The sequence below is a fragment of the Pseudogemmobacter sp. W21_MBD1_M6 genome (assembly GCF_052119585.1).
Lineage (GTDB): Bacteria > Pseudomonadota > Alphaproteobacteria > Rhodobacterales > Rhodobacteraceae > JBGQOJ01.
On sequence record NZ_JBGQOJ010000002.1, the window covers coordinates 128,347 to 142,860 of the forward strand.

10 protein-coding genes are annotated in these 14,514 nt (G+C 63.7%); 6 read left to right on the forward strand and 4 right to left on the reverse strand.

Translation table 11 applies throughout. From position 1 onward, the window contains the following. Positions 1-34: 34 nt before the first annotated feature. The 6 genes from ACEN2R_RS04770 to ACEN2R_RS04795 all read left to right on the forward strand — a co-directional run bounded on the left by ACEN2R_RS04770 (position 35) and on the right by ACEN2R_RS04795 (position 8,028). Positions 35-931, forward strand: a complete 897-nt coding sequence (locus ACEN2R_RS04770; RefSeq protein WP_442039745.1) for a DUF1932 domain-containing protein — start codon at positions 35-37, stop codon at positions 929-931. Beyond that, complete coding sequence (locus tag ACEN2R_RS04775) at positions 928-2,130, forward strand: LysR family transcriptional regulator (protein ID WP_442039747.1); 1,203 nt, start codon at positions 928-930, stop codon at positions 2,128-2,130. Before ACEN2R_RS04770 ends, ACEN2R_RS04775 begins: the two co-directional genes overlap by 4 nt. A gap of 239 nt (positions 2,131-2,369) precedes the next feature. Next, positions 2,370-3,479: a tricarboxylate transporter gene (locus ACEN2R_RS04780; protein ID WP_442039749.1), complete on the forward strand. Its 1,110-nt coding sequence runs from the start codon at positions 2,370-2,372 to the stop codon at positions 3,477-3,479. Positions 3,480-3,556: 77 nt separating this feature from the next. After that, entirely contained in the window at positions 3,557-5,572 is a 2,016-nt protein-coding gene (locus tag ACEN2R_RS04785) for a tripartite tricarboxylate transporter permease (RefSeq protein WP_442039751.1), read from the forward strand. A gap of 42 nt (positions 5,573-5,614) precedes the next feature. Then, positions 5,615-7,276 carry a thiamine pyrophosphate-binding protein gene (locus ACEN2R_RS04790; RefSeq protein ID WP_442039753.1) on the forward strand — a complete coding sequence of 554 codons (1,662 nt, stop codon included), beginning with the start codon at positions 5,615-5,617 and terminating at the stop codon, positions 7,274-7,276. After that, on the forward strand, positions 7,276-8,028 hold the full coding sequence (locus tag ACEN2R_RS04795; protein ID WP_442039755.1) for a sulfite exporter TauE/SafE family protein: 753 nt from the start codon (positions 7,276-7,278) through the stop codon (positions 8,026-8,028). The genes ACEN2R_RS04790 and ACEN2R_RS04795 overlap by 1 nt, the downstream gene beginning before the upstream one ends. A 13-nt stretch (positions 8,029-8,041) precedes the next feature. Here ACEN2R_RS04795 and ACEN2R_RS04800 read toward each other — a convergent pair whose 3' ends face one another. The 4 genes from ACEN2R_RS04800 to glgC are packed head-to-tail and all read right to left on the reverse strand — an operon-like array spanning position 8,042 to position 14,499. Further along, positions 8,042-9,673, reverse strand: a complete 1,632-nt coding sequence (locus tag ACEN2R_RS04800; protein WP_442039757.1) for an alpha-D-glucose phosphate-specific phosphoglucomutase — start codon at positions 9,671-9,673, stop codon at positions 8,042-8,044. A gap of 4 nt (positions 9,674-9,677) precedes the next feature. Next, positions 9,678-11,792, reverse strand: a complete 2,115-nt coding sequence (glgX, locus tag ACEN2R_RS04805) for a glycogen debranching protein GlgX (protein ID WP_442039758.1) — start codon at positions 11,790-11,792, stop codon at positions 9,678-9,680. Then, a complete protein-coding gene (gene glgA, locus ACEN2R_RS04810) occupies positions 11,789-13,222 on the reverse strand; it encodes a glycogen synthase GlgA (protein WP_442039760.1) in 1,434 nt (477 codons plus the stop codon). The genes glgX and glgA overlap by 4 nt, the downstream gene beginning before the upstream one ends. Positions 13,223-13,227: 5 nt before the next feature. Next, positions 13,228-14,499, reverse strand: a complete 1,272-nt coding sequence (gene glgC, locus ACEN2R_RS04815) for a glucose-1-phosphate adenylyltransferase (protein WP_442039762.1) — start codon at positions 14,497-14,499, stop codon at positions 13,228-13,230. Positions 14,500-14,514: the final 15 nt, after the last annotated feature.

Sequence of the window (14,514 nt, forward strand, 5' to 3'; positions counted from 1 at the left end):
GTTTCAGGCGAAGCAAACCCAAGGAGTGACGTCAATGAGCGAAACGACACGATCCGCCGGAACACTGGCTTTTATCGGCTTCGGGGAGGCGGGCAGCGCCTTTGTGTCCGGGTTCGCCGAGAGCGTTGCACCCGTTTCATCCGCCTATGACATCAAGCTTGGCAATACCGAGGCCGCAGGTCCGGTGCGGGCAGCCATGCAGGCCCTTGGCGTGCGCGAGGGGCGATCACCGGAGGACGCGATGCGCGGCGCGGATCTGGTGTTTTGCGTTGTGACCGCAGACCAGGCGGTGGCGGCGGCCAGGGCGGCGGCCCCGCATCTGCCGCAAGGGGCGATGTGGCTTGACTGCAATTCCTGCGCGCCGGGGGCGAAACGACAGGCCGCAGCGGTGATCGAAAGCTATGGCGGCATCTATGTGGATGTGGCGGTCATGGCCCCCGTCCACCCCAAAAAACACCGTGTGCCATTGCTGCTGGCGGGGCCAGAAGCACAGGCGGCGGCCCTGCGTCTGGCCGCCCTTGGCATGACCCCGACCGTTGCGGGCCTTGAGGTGGGGCAGGCGTCGACCATCAAGATGCTGCGCTCGGTGATGATAAAGGGCATGGAGGCGCTGACTGCGGAATGCGTGCTGGCGGCCCGAAAGGCGGGCGTCCAAGAGGCCGTCATCGGTTCGCTTCAGGCGTCCGATCCGGCCACGGACTGGACCGCGCGGTCGGCCTATAATCTGGAACGGATGGCGGTGCACGGCCAGCGCCGCGCGGCGGAAATGCGCGAGGTTGTCCAGACCCTGCGCGACCTTGATCTGCCCGCGCGTATGGCGGCGGCGACGGCGGAATGGCAGGATCAGATCGGCGCGGCACAGCCGCCGATGTCGGGTGCCGGACTGCTGGAACGGGCCGATGCGGTTCTTGCGGCTTTGGGTAAAACATGAAGCAAAACCTGCGCCATCTTCGGGTTTTTGTGAACGTCGTGCGGGAATCGTCCGTGACCCGCGCCGCAGAGATGTGCAACCTGTCGCAACCCGCCGTGACGCAGGCGATTGCCAAGCTGGAATGCCTTGCCGGACAGCCGCTGTTCCACCACGGGGTGCAGGGGTTGTTCGTGAACGAGGCGGGCGAGATGCTGGGGCGGCGCGTCGAACGGGCGCTGTCGTTTCTGGATCATGCGATGGCCACCTGTTCGCCGCGCCTTAGCCTGACCGCGACCACCGCCCAGTTGAACGCGCTGGTCGCCGTGCGCGAGATGGAGAACTTTACCCTTGCGGCGCGGCATCTCGGGATTGCGCAGCCGACGGTGCACCGCGCGGTCACGCAGCTTGAATCCGAAGTGGGCAAACCGCTGTTCGAACGCACCCCTTCGGGCATGCGACCGACCCGCATTTGCCGCGCGCTTGCCGATTCCGCACAGCTTGCCTTTGCGGAACTGGACCAGGCCGCGATGGAGCTGGCAGAGCGGTGCGGGCGCGAGGTCGGGCGGATTGTCGTCGGGGCCATGCCGCTTGCCCGGTCCTATATTCTGCCCGGCGCGATCACCCGGTTCAGACGGTCACGGCCCAAGGTGCCAATCCGCATCGACGAAGGGTCTTATGACGATCTTCTCAGCGGGTTGCGGCGCGGAGAAATCGACTTTCTGATCGGTGCGCTGCGTGATCCCTTGCCGATTGCCGATGTTCAACAGCACCGCCTGTTCGATGACGATCTGGTGCTTGTCGTCGGGCCGGATCATCCGCTGGCCGCGCGGGATGGCATCACGCTTGCGGATCTGGCGGCTTTTCCGTGGATCGTGGCCCGCCCCGGCGCACCGACGCGCAGCCTGTTCGACAACCTGTTCAAGGGGCAGCCGAACGGGCCACCGGACCAGATCGTCGAAACCGGATCGTTGATTTTCATGCGCCAACTGGTCCGCCAAAGCGACCATGTCGGGTGCATTTCCCGTATTCAGGCGGCTGCGGACATATCCTACGGGCTTATCACGCCGTTGAAATTCACGTTGCCCGACAGCTCTCGTGCGATCGGGGTCACGACGCGGACATACTGGTTTCCCACGCCTGCGCAACGGGCGTTTCTGGACGAAGTCGGTCACAGCAGCCCAGTCCAGGCAGGCGCGGCCGTCATGGAATTTATAGCTTAAGTCAATCATCCGGCGCGGCCCGCAGAGGCAGGTTCACTAAAAAAGTTTCATTTTTGACGGGATCGCTATAGCTTTTTGTTATGAAGTCGTACGTCTTTTGAAATTGATGAAGGCTGCGTATCTGCGACGTTGATCCGGGATGGTATTCCGGTGCAGGCTGTCCCTGCATGCGGTCGAAGATGTCGCAAAGTGCCGCGACCGGACAGGACGCCAAAAAAGAAATCCATGGGAGGATGACAATGATGAAACTTAACCTACTGAAACGCACGGTTGGTGCGCTTGCTGTCGCAGGTGTTGCGGCTTTCGGGCTAGGCGGGGCTGCGCAGGCTGAAAGCCACAGCGTTGATCTGGCGGGAAAAACTGTTGATTTTGTGATTCCGTTTTCGGAATCCGGCGGGTCTGCCCGCTGGGCGAACTTTTTTGCGCCACTGCTGACAGAGGCATTGCCGGGGAACCCGACCGTGGTTGTGCGGTATCGTCCCGGCGCGGGATCGACCGAAGGCGCGAACTGGTTCCAACAGCAGACCACCGATGATGGCACGCTGATTTTCGGCACGTCCGGGTCCACGCAATTCCCCTATCTTCTGGGGGATCCGCGCGTTCGCTACGAATACAAGGACTGGCAGGTCGTTCTGGCCTCTGGCACGGGCGGGGTCGTCTTTTTGCCACCGGATCTGGGCGCAAAGTTCAACGGCAGCGCCGAGGGTCTTCAGGGCGAGAATTTCCTTTACGGATCGCAAGGCGCCACCACGCTGGACCTTGTGCCGCTGCTGGCGTTCAAAATGCTTGGCCTGACGGTTGATCCGGTTTTCGGCATCAAGGGGCGGGGCGATGGCCGTCTGATGTTCGAGCGCGGCGAGGCGAATATCGACTATCAGACATCCTCTGCCTATCTGAAAAGCGTTGTTCCGCTGGTCGAGCAGGGTCTGGCCGTGCCGATTTTCAGCTGGGGCGCGCTGGATGAAAGCGGCGCGATTGTCCGCGATCCGACCTTCCCCGAACTGCCAAGCTTCAAGGAGGTCTGCGAGGCGACAGCCGGTTGCGAGACCAGCGGTGTGGCTTGGGATGCGTTCAAGGCGTTCTTCATCTCGGGCTTTGCTGCGCAAAAGATGGTTTATCTGCCGGGGTCGGCCAGCCCGGCTGTCGTCGACACCTACACCGCAGCACTGCAAGCCGCGATCGCGCGCCCTGACTTTGCTGCGATTGCCGCCGACGAGCTTGGCGTTTACCCCCAGTTGACTGGGGCCGCCGCGCAAAGCGCGAACGAGCAGGCGACCGCAGTGTCGCCAGAGGCAAAGGCCTATGTGCTGGACTGGCTGAAAGAGGCCTACGGCGTAACGATGCAGTAATGCACTGATGTGTCGACTTCCCCTGCGCGGGCAACCGGGCAGGGGATTTGCTATTTTGGTCGCTAGGAGACCCCGGAATGGATCTGTTCTTAACCGCAATGCCCGCTCTGGGCGAGGCCTTTGCATTGGTGTTCCAGCCGCAGCAATTGATGTATCTGATTGCTGGCGTTCTGCTTGGCCTTTCCATCGGAGTGCTTCCCGGCCTGGGCGGCATTGCGGGGCTGTCTCTGGTGCTGCCGTTCATGTTCGGGATGGAGCCTGTGTCCGGTCTGGCGCTGATGGTCGGCCTGATCGCGGTGGTCCCGACATCTGACACATTCTCGTCGGTTCTTTTGGGTATTCCGGGGTCGTCCGCCTCTCAGGCGACGGTGCTGGACGGCTTTCCGATGGCGAAAAAGGGCGAGGCCGCGCGGGCGCTCTCTGCGGCCTTCGCCTCGTCGCTTTATGGCGGTTTGCTGGGGGCAGTGGTGCTGACCGGCTTTATCTTTATCGCCCGCCCTTTGATCCTGGCCTTCGGTCTGCCCGAAATGCTGATGATCACGGTTCTTGGCCTGTCGATGGTGGCGATCCTTGCGGGGCGGGTTCCGCTGAAGGGTGTTGTTGCCGCGGGCATGGGCCTGATGGCGGGCACCATTGGCGCGGCGGGCGCGGGGGGTAGCCTTCGCATGGCGACCTATGACATTCCTTATCTGGTCGATGGTCTGCAACTGGTGATCGTGGGTCTGGGGATCTATGCTATCCCGGAAATCATCTCGCTTTTGCGGCAGGACCAGCCGATTTCATCCGGCGGAACGCTGGGGCTTGGCTGGGCGCAGGGCGTGCGCGACTGGTGGCAGAACAAGTGGCTGTCGACCAAGTGCGCGGCAATCGGTGTGGTGATCGGGGTGATCCCCGGTCTGGGTGGGTCTGTCGTCGACTGGATCGCCTATGGCTATGCGGTGCAGTCCAGCAAGGACCGCAGCATGTTCGGCAAGGGCGACGTGCGCGGCATTGTCGCACCCGAATCCTCGAACAACGCGAAAGAGGGCGGCGGGCTGATCCCGACGCTGATCTTCGGCATTCCCGGGTCGGGCAGCATGGCGGTTTTCCTTGGCGGGCTTGCGCTGCTTGGCCTGTCGCCCGGACCGCAGATGATCCGGCAGGACCTGAACATCACCTACACCATCGTCTGGTCGCTTGCGCTGGCCAATGTGATCGGGGCGGGTCTGTGCATCGTGCTGTCGAAACAGATCGCCCGCCTGACGACGATCCGCTTCACCCTTCTGGCGCCCTATCTGTTCATCATGATCGCCTTTGCCGCCTTCCAGTCGCGCCAGTCGCTGGGTGATCTGGCCGCCCTTGTCGCGATCGGCCTGTTCGGTATCTTGCTGCGCCGCTTCGATTATTCCCGCCCCGCCTTCCTGATCGGCTTTGTTCTGTCGAACCAGGCCGAGGGATTTGCCAATATGGCGAACCAGATCGCTACCGCGCGGTTCCGGCGCGGGTTCGATGTTGGGCTGGACTATATCGCCACGCCGCTGACGATTGTCCTGCTGATCCTGACGGTTGTCTCGGTGGTCATCGGCATCCGTCAGGCCAAGAATATCCGCGAGAACCTTGACGCCCCCACAGGGGCCAAGCGCGCGCCGATGGTGTTCCTGATGTGCGTGACCGCCTATCTGACCGTCGCCTGGATCGACGCGTTTTCGATCATCCGCCTCAATGACAAGATCTTCCCGCTGACAGTGGGGACGGTGACGCTGATCGGCTGCACGATGCTGCTGGTCCGGATGATCCGCAAGCCAGAGACCGATGATGTGTTCATTGACCTTGAGGCCGCCGGCGAGGAACGCGACGCACCGCATGGATTGTGGCGCACGCTGTCGTGGTTCCTGTCGCTGCTGGTGATGTCCGGGTTGTTCGGCTTTATCATCGCGCTGTCGCTGTTCCTGCTGGGGTTCTTCCGCATCCGCGCCGGTCGGGGCTGGCTGGCCTCGGCGTTGTTCATGGCGGGCGGGCTGGCGTTCATGATCTTTCTGGCTTGGGTTCTGGGCCGTGATTTTCCGCCGGGCCTGCTGCAAAGCTATAGCAACTTGCCCTGGCCCTTGCGGTAAGGCGGCGCGTGACGCCGTCGCATAGAATGGATGTTCCCCGAAATGACCGATCGTAAAACATACGAAATCCTTGCCGATGCCTTCCTTCAGGAGGGCGTCGCGCAGTGCTTTGCCCTTCTGGGGGACGCGAATATGAACTGGGCCACCGCGCTGGCCGGGGCCGGATGCGGCATGGTCTATGTCCGGCACGAGCATTGCGCCGTATCTGCCGCCATGTCCTATGCCCGCGCAACGGGCGATGTCGGTGTCGCCACGGTGACCTGCGGCCCCGGCGTCACGCAGATCATGACCGCCTTGCCCGCCGCCGTGCGCGCCCATATCCCGCTGGTGATCTTCGCCGGAGAGGCCCCGCTGAAGGCCAACTGGTATAATCAGGCGATCGATCAGGCCCCCTTTGTCACTGCTTGCGGTGCGGCCTACCACGCGCTGCACCATCCCGACCGGATGGCGGTTCAGGTGCGCGACGCCTTTCTTCAGGCCCGCACCGAACGGCGGCCCGTGGTCCTTGGCGTGCCCTTTGACCTGCAAGCGATGCCGTGGACCGGGGCGCAAACGCTGCCTGCGCCGTCGCAGTCGCTGATGCCGGACCTTTCGCCGGTGCCGCCGCACCCGGGTGACATCGCGGGCCTTGCCAGACTGGTTGGCGAGGCCCGCCGCATTGTCGTCATCGCGGGGCTTGGGGCGGTGCGCGCGGGGGCGGGGCCAGCCTGCCGCGCCTTGGCCGAAGGCTGTGACGCGCTGCTTGCCACCACATTGCCCGCGCGCGGGCTGTTCCATGACGATCCCTTCAACCTTAGCATTGCGGGTGGGTTTTCGTCCGATATCACGCGCAGCTGCCTTGCCGAGGCCGATCTGGTGATTGCCGTCGGGGCCAGCCTTGCCAGCCACACCACCGATGCGGGAAAGCTGTTTGCGAAGGCCCGCGTCGTGCAGATCGACACCGCCCCTGCCGCCGTCAGTCAGGGGCGCGTCGCGGCGCAGGTTCATGTGCGGGCCGACGCGCGGCTCGGGGTCGAGGCGCTGACTGCGGCCCTTGGCCCGCGTGACGGATCATCGCCCTGGCGCACCGATGCGCTGGCCGACAGAATTCGCACCACCCCCGCCGACAGCACCCCGTTCCCGCAAGAGCCGGGCCTGCTGGATCCGCGCGACGTGGTCAGCGCCCTTGACGCCGCCTTGCCGCTTGACTGGGAGATGGTCAATTCGTCGGGCCATTGTTCCTATTATTTCGCCCAGATGCCGGGTCGTCCGGTCGCGCAGTTCCATACGATCCGTGAATTCGGCGCAATCGGCAATGGTATATCCTATGCGATGGGGGTCGCCGCCGCGCGGCCCGATCGCACGGTTGTCCTGTTCGATGGCGACGGCAGCCTGTTGATGCATGTGCAGGAACTGGAAACCATCCTGCGGCACCGCATGAACATCCTGATCTGCGTTCTGAATGACGGCGCCTATGGCTCTGAAATCCACAAATTGCGGGCCGAAGGGGTATCGGACGAAGGGGCTGTCTTTGGCCGCCCCGATCTTGGCCGGATCGCGCGCGGCTTCGGGGCTGCGGGCGTGCAGGTGGATGATCTTGCGGACCTGCCGCGCCTTGTGGCCGGGTTCGACAAGACCAAAGGGGCCGCGATTTGGGATTTCCACATCTCGGACAAGGTGTTCAGCCCGGTCATTGCCCGTGCGCATCCGCCCGTTCACCGCTGATGCTGGACCTGTTCCTGCCCGAAAGCATGAGCGTGGCGGTTCTGGTTGTCCTTCTGGCGATCAGCTTTGCCGCGTCGTTCATCACGGTTGCCTTCGGTATCGGTGGCGGGTCGATCCTGCTGACGGCTTTCGCGACGCTGCTGCCGCCGCTGGTGCTGATCCCGGTGCACGGCATCGTGCAGATCGGGTCCAATGCCGGACGGTTCGCGCTGATGATCCGCCATGTCCACTGGCCCGCGATCGGGGCGTTCACCCTAGGCTCGATCCTGGGGGCGGGGGCGGGTGGTGCGCTGGTCGTCAACCTGAACCCTGCCTGGGTGCAGATCGGCATCGGCGGTTTTATCATCTATTCCGTGCTGTCGAAACCGCCCGCCTTTTTGCGGGACTGGGGCGGCCTGACGGGGGCCATTTCCAGCTTTCTGACGATGTTCTTCGGTGCGACCGGTCTTTTTGTCGCTTCGTTCACCAAATCGCTAAAGCTGGAACGCCGCGCCCATGTTGCCACCCATGCGACCTTGATGACGGTTCAGCACGGGTTGAAAACCATCGCCTTCGGCCTGTTGGGCTTTCCGTTCGGCCCTTGGATACCCTTCATCGCAGCCATGATCATCGCGGGCCTTTTGGGCACGCTTCTGGGTCGTCTGGTTCTGACGCGGATCACCGATCAACGCTTTCGCCGGGCGCTGGATGCGATCCTGCTGCTGTTGTCGGTGCGCCTGATCTGGGCCGGGGCGCAGTCGTTGGCGGGGTGACCTGCGGCGCGGCTCAGGTGATGACATCCGGCGCGGTGCGGCCCGTGTGTGCGGCGATACCCGCGATGGCGTCTGCGGCGCGGATGATCGGGGCAAGTGCCGCCTGCACGTCAAGGGCCAGTTGCGCGGGATCGTCCTCGAACCGCTCCAGATACACACGCAATGTCGCCCCTGCCGTGCCGGTGCCCGACAGCCGCATCACAATGCGCGATCCGTCGTCGAACCGGATGCGGATGCCCTGATTGACAGAGGTCGCGCCATCCACCGGATCGACATAGGAAAAGTCGTCGGCGCTTGCCACTGTCATGCCCTCGACCAGCGTGCCGGGTAGGGTAGGCAATTGCGCGCGCAGGGCGGTCATCATGCCATCGGCGGCGGTGTTGTCTATCGCCTCGAAGTCGTGGCGCGAGAAATAGTTGCGCCCGTAGCGCGCCCAGTGATCGGTCAGAATTTCGGCCACGGTCTGTTTGCGGACGGCCAGGATATTCAGCCAGAACAGCACCGCCCACAGCCCGTCCTTCTCGCGGATATGGTCCGATCCCGTGCCAAAGCTTTCCTCACCGCACAGCGTCGCCAGCCCCGCATCCAGCAGGGTTCCGAAGAACTTCCATCCGGTGGGGGTTTCGAAACAGCGCAGCCCCAGCGCGTCTGCCACGCGGTCCACTGCAGCCCCTGTCGGCATCGACCGCGCGACACCGGCCAGACCTTTGGCATAGCCGGGCGCAAGGGTGGCATTGGCCGCCAGCACCGCCAGACTGTCGGAGGGGCCGACATAGATACCGGCACCGACCACCATATTGCGGTCGCCGTCCCCGTCCGAGGCGGCGCCGAAATCGGGGGCCTGGCCGCCGAACATCTCGTCCATCAGCGCCTTTGCCCAGACCGGATTGGGGTCGGGGTGCATGCCTCCGAAGTCGGGCAGGGGTGTCGCGTTGATTACGCTGCCTTCGGGCAGGCCAAGGCGGCGTTCCAATATGTCGCGGGCATAGGGGCCGGTGACCGCGCACATCGCGTCGAACCGCATGCGGAAGCCATCCGCGAACATGGCGCGGATCGCGGGGAAATCGAACAGTGTTTCCATCAGCGCCGCATAATCCGACACCGGGTCGACGACATCGACGATCATTCCGTCCAGATCGTGGCGCCCGATGGCGTCCAGATCCACGTCGGGGGCATCCGAAATGCGGTAGGCCGTCAAAACGGTGGTCGCGTCGAAAATTGCCTCGGTCACGGCTTCGGGGGCGGGGCCGCCGTTCGGGGTGTTGAACTTGATCCCGAAATCCTCGTCCGGGCCGCCGGGGTTGTGGCTGGCCGACAGGATGATCCCGCCATCGGTTTTGTTCAGCCGGATCAGATGCGACGCGGCGGGTGTGGACAGGATGGCGCCTTGCCCGACGATGATCCGCGCGGCGCCATTGGCCGCGGCCAACTTCAGGATGATTTGCGCCGCTTCGGCGTTGAAATATCGCCCGTCGCCGCCCAGCACATAGGTCTTGCCCGCGGCACTCCCGATCCCGTCAAAGATCGCCTGCACGAAATTCTCCAGATAACCCGCCTGCTGGAACACCCTGGTTTTCTTGCGCAGACCGGATGTGCCGGGCTTTTGGCCGGCAATGGGGGCGGTGGGTGCCGTGAGGACTGTCATGGGATCAAGCTCCTGCATATGGTTTTTGCGTCAGCATCAGGATTGACTGCGCGGGGCAGAAAAGATGTTTGCCTGCAATGGTTTCGGGGCCTGCCTCGGGGCGGGTGGTGTCAAGCTCCAGCACGACGGGCAGATCGTCGAGGTCGGGCAGGGTGATTGTGATGCCCGGCCCGGCGTTGAAGTACAGGATCGCAACATCGTCGGACTGCATGGAAATCGCCGCGTCCGAAGCCGTGCGGATCTTGACCCCCAGCGTGGTCCAGTCCGGGGTGTGCCAGTCGCCGTCCTCGGGGGGGGTGCCGTCGGCGCGCAGCCAGATCAGGTCGGGCTTGCCGTCTGCCTTGCGCGGCCGCGAGTGAAGGAACCTGCGCTGGCGCAACACCGGATGCGCGCGGCGCAGCGCGATCAGCTTTTGCACAAAGGCCAGAAACGGCGCGTCCACCGCCGCCCAGTCCAGCCAAGTGACGGGGTTATCTTGCGCGTAGGCGTTGTTGTTGCCGCCCTGTGAATGCCCGATCTCGTCGCCTGCCAGCAGCATCGGCGTGCCTTGCGACAGCATCAGCGTGGCCAGAATGTTGCGCTTGCGCAGGGACCGTGCGGCAAGAATGGCGGCGTCGTCCGTGACCCCCTCGGCCCCCATGTTGTCCGAGAAATTTTCGTCCTTGCCGTCGCGGTTGTTCTCGCCGTTGGCAAGGTTGGCCTTGGCGCTATAGCTGACCAGATCCGTCAGGGTGAACCCGTCATGCGCGGTGACAAAATTGACCGAGGAGGTCGCGGCGCGGTGGCCGTGATCGAACTGCTCGGCAGACCCCAACAGACGCTTCGACAGCTCTGATGTCATCAGCGCGTCGCCCCGCCAGAACCTGCGCACCCCGTCGCGGAACTTGTCGTTCCATTCCAGAAACGGATTGGGCCATGCGCCCAACTGGTAGCCACCCGGCCCTATATCCCACGGCTCTGCGATCAGCTTTGCCCGGCTCAGGACCGGATCCTGCCGGATCGCGTCAAGAAAACCGCCGCGCGGATCATAGCCGTGATCCTCTCGGGCCAGAACGGTGGCAAGGTCGAAACGGAAGCCATCGACATGCATCACCTCGACCCAGTACCGCAGGCTGTCCATCACCATGCGCAGCACCATCGGATGCGTCAGGTTCAGGGTGTTTCCTGTGCCCGTGTCGTTGACATAGCGCCGCCCGCCGTCCGCCAGCCTGTAGTAGGATGTGTTGTCGAGGCCGCGCAGGCCAAGCGTCGGTCCGGTCTCGTCGCCCTCGCCGGTGTGGTTGTAGACCACATCCAGAATGACCTCGATGCCAGCGGAATGGAACCGCTTGACCATCGACTGGAACTCCCACACGGCGTTTTGCGTCATGTAGCGCGGTTCGGGGGCGAAAAAGCCGATGCTTTGATAGCCCCAGTGGTTGCGCAGGCCCTTTTCGATCAGAAACCGGTCATCCAGAAAGGCATGGACCGGCAAAAGCTCGATCGCGGTGACGCCCAGCTTTGTCAGGTGGTCCAGCACAGGATCGGACGCCAGCCCCAGATACGAGCCGCGCAAGGCCGGATCGACCTGGTCGTGCTGTGCGGTCATGCTTTTGACATGCGCCTCGTAAAGGATGCTGTCGGTCAGGGCGGTGTCGGGGCGTTGGTCTGTGCCCCAGGAAAACGCGGGGTCCACCACCACCGATTTGGGCGCTGCAAAGGCGCTGTCGCGGGTGTCGAAGGACAGATCGGCACGGGGCGACCCCACGCGGTAGCCCATCAGCGCATCGGACCAGCGCAACGCGCCGTGCAGTTGTTTGGCGTAGGGGTCCAGCAACAGCTTGTTCGGGTTGAACCGGTGCCCGACCTCTGGCTGATAGGGACCATGGGCGCGCAATCCGTAGATCGTGCCGGGGGTCAGACCGGACACGCGCATATGCCAGATATCGCCGTCGCGGTCGCCAAAGCGCAGGCGCGTGATCTCGCGCTTGCCGTCCTGCGAGAACAGGCACAGATCCATTGCCTGCGCGTGGGCCGAGAATACCGCAAAGTTGACCCCGTCGCCATCGAATGTCGCGCCCATAGGAAAGGCGCGCCCCGCAGAGACAGAGGCGGGCAGGGCCGTGTCGGGCAGGGTCACGTCAGCAGCGTCCGGTATAGGGTGGCATAGGCGGCAGAGGAGGTTGTCCAATCCACCCGCTGGCGCATCGCCTGTCTTTGCAGCGCTGCCCACCGGGCCGGATCGGCGTAGACCCCCGCCAGACGCCGCAGCGCCTGCGACAGCGCCAGCGCATCGGTCGGGTGAAAGGTGATGCCGGTGGCCGAACCCGCGTCAAGGGCCGCCGCATTGGCGGTGATCACCGTGTCGGCAAGCCCGCCAGTGGCCGCCACAACGGGAAGGGTGCCATAGCGCAGCCCGTACATCTGGGTCAGGCCGCACGGCTCGAACCGCGAGGGCACAAGTACCGCGTCGCCCCCGGCGAACATGCGGTGCGCCAGCGCCTCGTCGTATCCGATGTGCAGCCCGACGCGGCCAGGGAATTGGGCGGCGGCTCTGGCCAGCGCGGCTTCCAGGGCGGGGTCGCCCGTGCCCAGAACCGCAAGCCCGCCACCCGCGACGATAAAGTCGGGCAGCGCGGCAAGGATCAGGTCGATGCCCTTCTGGTCGGTCAGGCGGCTGACGACGATGGCCAGCGGGCCGGTCACATCGCTTAGGCCGAATTCCTGCATCAGCGCGGCGCGGTTGTCAGCCTTGCGTTTCAGCGTTCTGGGGCCGTAGGGGCGGGCGATGGCCGGATCGGTCTCGGGGTTCCAGATGTCGGTGTCGACGCCGTTCAGTATCCCGTGCAGGCGGCTGGCGCGCGCGGCAATCACGCCTTCCATTCCCATGCCGAATTCTGGGCGCATCAGTTCGTCCGCATAGGTCGGGCTGACGGTGGTGATGGCATCGGCGGTGATCAACCCGGCCTTCAGCGTCGAGATCTGGCCGTAGTATTCCAGCGCGTCGGCGTGGAATTCAGCGGCGGGCAGTCGCAGCGCCCCCAGTTGCGCCGCCGGGGCAATGCCCTGAAAGGCGATGTTGTGGATGGTCATGATACTGCGCACCCCTGTAGGCCCGCCATAGGCCAGATAGGCGGGGGCAAGACCGGCCTGCCAGTCGTGGGCATGCAGGATGTCCGGCTGCCAGCCATCCGACAGGCCATGCCGCGCAATCTGCGATGCGGCCCAACTGAGCGCGGCAAAGCGTTCGGGGTTGTCGATGTGATCGGCGCCATCGACGCTGTAGGGGCCACCGGGGCGATCAAACAGATGGGGCGCGTCCAGCAACAGGATCTGTGCGCCATCAACTGTCAGCGGCAGAACCTGCGCAGGCCCGCCGAACAGATCGTCCGTTGCCCACAGGGCACGGGCACCTGGCAGCGCGATGCTGCGGTAGGCGGGCATCAGGACGCGCATATCCCATCCCTGTTGGCCAAGCGCACCGGGCAAGGCACCCACAACATCCGCAAGCCCGCCTGTTTTCAAAAGCGGCGCGCATTCCGAGGCGACTGAAAGAACCTTGCCCGTCATCTGTATTACCCTTTTTGCGCCGCGCGGGCGTTCAGCATGTTTTGCGTGATCAGAACGATCCCGCTGTCGGTGCGCCGGAACCATTTTGCATCTTCGACCGGGTCCTGACCCACCACAAGCCCCTCGGGGATGATAACCCCGCGGTCAATCACACAGTTCGACAATTGCGCCTTGCGGTTCACGATCACCTTGGGCAGGGCCACGACATGCTCGAGGCTGGCGTAGGAATGTGTCCGGCATCCGGTGAACAGCAACGTGTTGCGGACTTCGGACCCCGAGATGATACAGTCGCCAGAGACAAGCGAGGAAACCGCCGTGCCTCGCCGGTCATCGTTGTCATGTATGAATTTCGCGGGCGGCACGATTTCGGAATAGGTCCAGATCGGCCATTCGTTGTCATAAAGGTCCAGCTTGGGCGTGAAATCGGTCAGGTCGATATTGGCCTGCCAGAAGGCGTCGATCGTGCCGACATCGCGCCAGTAGGGTTCGGTTTCCAGACCGCTTTTGACGCAGCTTTTGGAAAACTCATGCGCGACCGCCTTGCCGTTTTTCACGATTTCGGGGATCAGGTCGTTGCCGAAATCATGGCTTGAATTCGCATCCTCGGCATCGCGGATCAGCAGATCGCGCAGGAAGGCCCAGTCAAAGACATAAATTCCCATCGACGCCAGCGCCAGATCGGGGTGGCCCGGCATGGCGGGCGGGTCTTTCGGCTTTTCCAGAAACGCGGTGATACGGCCCGTGGTGTCCACATCCATGACGCCAAAGGCCGATGCCTCGGCGCGGGGGACGGTCAGACAGCCGATGGTCACATCCGCACCCGATGTGACGTGCTGGCGCAGCATGATCTCGTAGTCCATCTTGTAGATGTGGTCGCCCGCAAGCACGATGACATATTTCACACCGTAGCTGTCGACGATGTCGATGTTCTGGGTCACGGCGTCGGCGGTGCCCATATACCATTTGTTCTCCGCAACCCGTTGCGAGGCGGGCAGAATATCGAGGTATTCGTTCCGCTCGGCGCGAAAGAAGCCCCAGCCGCGCTGCATGTGGCGGATCAGGGAATGCGCCTTGTATTGCGTCGCGATCGCCATCTTGCGGATACCGGAATTCAGCGCGTTCGACAGCGCAAAGTCGATGATCCGGGTTTTGCCGCCGAAATAGACCGCCGGTTTGGCGCGGCTGTCTGTCAGCTCCTGCAACCGGCTGCCGCGTCCCCCCGCAAGAACGAATGCCATTGCCTGGCTCGACAGACGTGCATTTGGTCTTTCCGTCATAGTGTCCCTCCCCTT